The organism is uncultured Abyssibacter sp., assembly GCF_964000955.1.
In the GTDB taxonomy this organism is placed as follows: Bacteria; Pseudomonadota; Gammaproteobacteria; order Nevskiales; family OUC007; genus Abyssibacter.
Map to the genome: position 1 here is coordinate 1 of NZ_CAXFCL010000112.1, position 5069 is coordinate 5069.

Consider the following 5069-nt stretch of genomic DNA (forward strand, 5'->3'; position numbering starts at 1 on the left):
AACGGTTCGGCCACGCCGGCGGACACGGCAGCGGCACTGGTGGGCGCGGCATCCACCGGCCTGGTCTCCGATGCCGGTGCAGGTTCGCCGAACAGGCTGATGTACCTGGATCCGGCCGGCTTCTAGCCGGATTGCTGCCGGCGCCTCATTGCGGGGTGAAATGGGGGAGGCGTCGGCAGCCTCGCAAGACAACCGGAAGCAACAAGAGGGGCTGGGTTTCCCGAGGGAGACTCAGCCCCTCCATCGTCTGAGGGTCCGGTGCCGTCGCAGGCGGCGGCGCAGTTCCCGAACCGTGTCGATGCCCTGGTCCTCGCTGATCGCGATCAGCTTGAGCGCCAGCCAGGCGGTCGCGGTGGCGTCCGCCAATGCGTCGTGACGGTCGGCCGTCGGGATGTTGAACGCGGCCAGCGCATCGTCCAGCGACGGAATCGCCGGCCCGATCTCGGGTCTGGCAAGCAGTACCCATTCGGCGACATCCAGCCACACCGGGCGGATCACTCGGGCCTCGGTCTTGAGCACCGCGCGCCGCAACACCGCCGCATCGAAGGGCGCGTGATACGCCAGCATCGGCGCGTGTCCCGCGTAGTGGAGAAAGTCTTCCAGGGCCTGTGTCGGGGAATGCGCATGACGCAGCCGCCGGGGCGTGAGCCGGTGGACCAGCACGTTCGCGGCGGACGGCGTGCTGTCCGATTCGATCAACGCTGAATGGCCGGATGACAGGTCCAGCTGTCCGTCGGCGATGCTGACGGCGCCGATGGCCAGCAGGTCGTCACGCCGCACGTCCAGACCCGTTGTCTCGACGTCCACCACCACCATCCGTTGCGCCAGCGTGCCGTCCAGACTTTCGGTGAACGAGGGGTGGAGCAGGCGGTCGGCAACATCCTCGACGCGGTCGAACAGGGCGCTCACGGGTAATTCAGCTTGAGCCGATCGTGCAGCCGCTGTGCCTGGCGCAGCGCCTCCTTGAGGATGCGACGGTCCAGCGGATTGAGCGCGTCGGGCGCAATCTTGTTGGACAGCGGCAGGTCGGCTTCGAGTTGTTCCTGGTGGGCGCGCATGCGCAGCACCTGCATGAACGAGAACGCTTCGATCCACGCATGGGTATCGCGGGCGTCCAGCTTGCCCTCGGCGGCAAGCGCCTCGAGGCGATCATCGGTGTTGGCGCAGGCTACGCCCTCGGCCAGCGCCAGGGTCCGGGCCGCGGCCACATAGCTTTGCAGGCCGTTGCGCTTGAGATCCAGGGTGCGGCCGGCGTCGCTGCGCTGTGTCGCGAACGAGCGAATCATGCCCAGCGCCGGCTTGAACCCCAGGGCGATCTGCGCCATGGCGTGCTGAAAGTGGGTGTTGTGCTCGGCTTTCGGAAGCACCTGATCGGTCACGTGCTGCAGCGACTGTTCGTCGCCGGCGATCACGCGCAGATCGAGAAAGATCGAGGCCTTGAGCAGCGCCTCGGGTGACTGGGTGTCGATGATGCCCTGGTAGCGGTGAACCCACTCCTGCCGGCTCAGGCACAACTCCGGGTTGCCGGCCATCACGTTGCCCGGACAGGTCGGGAAGCCGGCCACGTCGAGCAGCGTGTTCGCATGCCGGGCAAAGGGCAGCAGGCGCTGCCGCATCGCGGCGGCTTCGCCGGGCGAGTCCGCTTCGAACAGCAGGCCGTTGTCCTGATCGGTGTGCAGGGTCTGCTCGCCCCGTGCCTGACTGCCGAACGCCAGCCAGGTGTAGGGCGGCAGTTCGTCGTCGAACGTGTCCTCCGCGAGTTCGAGCACGCGGCGGGTGGCGACGTCGTTCAGCTGCGTGATCAGCCCGGTCAGCTGTTTGCCCGAGGCGCCATGGGCGAGCATCGTGCTGATCACCCGGCCGATCTGGCGACGGACTTCCGCGATCGCCTCGGCCGACGTGCACCGCGACAGGGTGCGTGACAGGTTCACCATGTCCACGCGCTGTTGCAGGAACAGCTCGCGCTGCGACACCACGCCGATCAGACCATGGCCGTGTTCCGGTCGATCCTCGAGCAGCAGCAGATGGCCGATGTGGTGTTCCATCATCGTCGAGACGGCGTCGAAGACCGAATGCGAACCACCGACCGCGGTGGGGTCGGGCGTCATGCAGGCCTGGATCGGCTGCCGCAGGTCGGCGTCACCGGAGGCGATGATCCGACGCAGGTCATGCAGCGTGAAGATTCCGCGCGGTCGCCGATCCTCGTCCAGTACGACGATGCTGCCCACCTTTTCCTCATGCATGGTGGTGACCGCCGACTGGACGGTGGTCTCCGGCGGGCAGGTCACCGGCGGGCGCAAGGGCAGGCTGTTGAGCCGGGTGTCCAGCGTGGCCGCGCGTTGCAGTTCGGCGGCGACCTGCGAGCGCATCTGCTCGCGGGCCCGCTCGACCAGCACGCTGGCGCGCCGCTCGCAGTAGTGCAGGAAACGCGCGCTTTGGTCGAGCAGTTCGCGGAACTGCGTGCGCGGAATCTGGAGGACGAAACTGTCTTCGGCGGCGATATGCGCGGTCCGGGTTGGACGCTCTTCGAACAGCGCGGCGGCGAGAAAGGTCTCACCCGCACCGGATTCGAACAGCGCGGGCGCTTCGGCCACCGCGTCGGGACGCACGCCCCGGACCAGACCCTGCTGGACGACGCAGAAGAACCCGGGAATGCCGTCGTCCGGTCCGATGATGGACCGTCCCTGGGCGTAGTAGGCGAGTTGCGCGTGCTGGAGCACCTCGCGCAGCAGCGCCTCGTCAATCTCGTCGTAGGGGGCGTGCTCGCGCAGGAACGCGACCGTGTTGTCGATGGTCTGGAGCGCACCGCGACCGGCGCGAACGGGAGTCGACGCGTCCGCGGTGGGTGTTGTCACACAGCACCCGCCGGGCCAGAGGCCATGACGACATTCGAGCGGGAAAGGACAAACGAGGCCAAGGATCAGTCAGCGTGGAACGGTCAGAACCGCATCGTAGCTCACTGATCCGGCGGGACAAACTTTCAGTCGGATCAATGGTGACACGATGACCCGCTTGGGCCATTGACGGCGCCACAAAGCAAGCGGCCCGGGGATGAGCCCGGGCCGCTTGGGGCGACATCAGGTCGCCGATTGTTGCGCCGGAATCAGCCTTCCAGCACCGCGGTGACACCCATGCCGCCGGCGGCGCAAATCGAGATCAGGCCGCGACCGCCCTTGTTCTCCTCGATGATCTTGGCCAGCGAGCCGACGATGCGCGCGCCGGTGGCCGCGAACGGGTGGCCCATCGCCAGGCTGCCGCCCTTGACGTTGAGCTTGCTGCGGTCGATGGAGCCGAACGCCTTGTTCATGCCGAGGTATTCCTTGGCGAAGCGGTCGTCCTCCCAGGCCGCCAGCGTGCAGAGCACCTGGGCGGCGAAGGCTTCGTGGATTTCGTAGAAGTCGAAATCGCCAAGCCCCAGTCCCAGGCGACCGAGCATGCGCGGCACGGCCTGGGCCGGCGCCATTAGCAGGCCTTCGGCGCCGCGGACGAAGCTGTCGCTGCTCTTGTCGGCCTTGATGAAGTCGACGGCGGCCGTCTCGCTGGTGACCAGGTAGGCCAGGATCGGCAGGCCCTTGGACTTCGCCCATTCCTCGCTGGCGAGCAGCACGCCGGCGGCGCCGTCGGTCAGCGGGGTGGAGTTGGCCGCGGTCAGCGTCGCGTCTTCGCTCTTGCTGAACGCGGTCTTCAGCGACGCCAGCTTTTCCAGCGTGCTGTCGGCGCGCATGTTGTTGTCGCGTTTCACGCCGGCGAACGGGAATACGAGGTCGTCGTAGAAGCCGTCCTCGTAGGCCTGGGCGGCCTGCTTGTGGCTGGTGAAGGCCAGCAGATCCTGGTCTTCGCGCTTGATGCCCCAGGCCTGCGCCATGTCCTCGCAGTGCTGGCCCATGGACTTGCCGGTCGCGGCCTCGGCGTTCGACGGGATGTTCGGAACGATGTGACCGGGGCGAATCTTCATCAGCGCCTTGAGGCGATCACCACCGGTCTTCGCGCGGTTCACTTCCATCAGGATCTTGCGCAAACCCTCGTTGACGCCGACGGCGGCGTCGGACGTCGTGTCCGTGCCGGCGGCGATGCCGCAATCGATCTGGCCCAGCGCGATCTTGCTGCCGACCGTGAGCACGGTTTCCAGACTGGTGCCGCAGTACTGCTGCACGTCGTAGGCCGGGGTTTCGTTCGCCAGCTTCGACGCGATGACCGCTTCGCGTGTCATGCAGGTGGTCGGACGCAGGTGCATCACCGTGCCGGAGGCGACCTCGCCCAGGCGTTCACCGGCGAGGTTGTACTTGTCGACCAGCGTGTCGAGCGTGGCCGTGAGCATGGAGTGGTTGGACTCGTTGCTGTAAGCCGTGTTGGAACGGCAGAACGGAATGCGTGCGCCGCCGACGATGGCGACCTTGCGTGGGAGATCGGACATGGAGTGCTCCAGTCGTAAGAAAAATTGGGCGTCACGGTAATCCTGGGGGTGTCGCACTGCAACATCCGGGGCGCTGATGGGATGGTGTCAGTGAGGTCAATCAGGGTGGCGACATCCACCACGGGCATGTGTGCTTGATGCGCCGGGTTTCGCCCTGCCGGGCGAGCCGATTTTCTTTGTACGCCCAAAGAAAACCGGCGAAAAGAAAGGGCGCCCGGGACGTGGCCAGCCGCCTTTGGCGGCTGGTGCCCTGCGCTTCTCGCAGCCGGTGGGCGTTGCAGACGGGCCGTCCTGGCCCGACTGCAACGGCTTCGGCATCCCTGCCTCGCTCGGCGCTGCGCGCCGACTGATCCACCGCCCGCTGCGATGCTCGGCCACGTCCAACGGAGTTCAACCCGAGGCTGAAGCGGAGCCTGGTTTTTCGTGCCGTTTGCTCAGCCGAGAAGCACAGACAGCGGCGGAGCCAGCGGGCCGAACGTGAATGGTTTCAAACGTCCGACGAAACCAGAAGCTGCGCCCCAGCCCCCCCCTCCCCCAACGCATCCCCCGGATTCCGCAACGGACACCGATCAATCGACAAACACCCGCATCCGATGCAATCGGTCAGCTGATCCCGAAGCTGCTCCAGCGCGCGAATCCGCTCGTCCAGCTCCGT

3 protein-coding genes are annotated in these 5069 nt (G+C 66.6%); all 3 read right to left on the reverse strand.

The annotated features are described in order from the left end of the window. Positions 1-231: 231 nt before the first annotated feature. The gene (locus ABNS06_RS05160; protein WP_348672998.1) at positions 232-909 is read right to left on the reverse strand and encodes a 3'-5' exonuclease; all 678 of its coding nucleotides are present in this window, start codon (positions 907-909) and stop codon (positions 232-234) included. Continuing rightward, the gene (locus tag ABNS06_RS05165) at positions 906-2855 is read right to left on the reverse strand and encodes a DUF294 nucleotidyltransferase-like domain-containing protein (protein WP_348672999.1); all 1950 of its coding nucleotides are present in this window, start codon (positions 2853-2855) and stop codon (positions 906-908) included. Before ABNS06_RS05165 ends, ABNS06_RS05160 begins: the two co-directional genes overlap by 4 nt. A 248-nt stretch (positions 2856-3103) precedes the next feature. Beyond that, positions 3104-4414, reverse strand: a complete 1311-nt coding sequence (locus tag ABNS06_RS05170; RefSeq protein WP_348673000.1) for an acetyl-CoA C-acetyltransferase — start codon at positions 4412-4414, stop codon at positions 3104-3106. Between the last annotated feature and the right edge of the window lie 655 nt (positions 4415-5069).

Excerpts from the sequence above, each read along its gene's own strand:
- ABNS06_RS05170 (WP_348673000.1), bottom strand. The coding sequence starts at position 4,414 with ATGTCCGATCTCCCACGCAAGGTCGCCATCGTCGGCGGCGCACGCATT.